Genomic DNA, 553 nt, shown 5'->3' with positions numbered 1-553 from the left:
TTACCGCTATTTATTTAAGGCATCTGATACCTCAGTTGTTAAAGCTCATGACGTTCAGACATTAGCTCGCTTTCGGGAGCTCATTGGTATTGCTCGCTCGAGTTTTACCCTGGATTCTTATATCTACGTTAGTAGCCTCTTGAGCCATCTTTTGATTTCAACAGCACATACAGTGATGGAAGATGCAAAAAAGTATGGTGGTATAAGTGTCGAAAAGACACAGGATTTTATGCAACAAAATATTGGCAAGTCACTAAGTCTTGCTGATCTTGCAGATGTTAGCTGTGTTTCTAAATACCACTTCTCCAGGCGCTATCATGAGTTGACTGGTATTTCACCGCTAAAACACTTTTCGAACATGAAGATCGAGCAGGCATGTTCTTTACTTGAGCAAACAAACATAAGTATTTCTGATATTGCTTACCAACTCGGGTATGATGATGCGCTTTATTTTTCGCGCGTCTTTAAGAAACTTATGAAGGTTTCGCCTAGAAACTACCGTAAGGAATTGCGCAAGCGGCTGGACGCGCCTTTGTAAAACGAAATATTTTTA

1 protein-coding gene is annotated in these 553 nt (G+C 40.1%); it reads left to right on the top strand.

What is annotated here, in order from left to right; all coding sequences use genetic code 11:
* Window positions 1-538 (top strand): AraC family transcriptional regulator (locus A3763_RS17755; RefSeq protein WP_156495152.1); only part of this gene is annotated, 538 nt, incomplete at its 5' end.
* Window positions 539-553 lie beyond the last annotated feature (15 nt).

It is taken from the genome of Oleiphilus sp. HI0128 (assembly GCF_001635365.1).
This window is presented reverse-complemented; position numbering and strand designations above follow the sequence as displayed.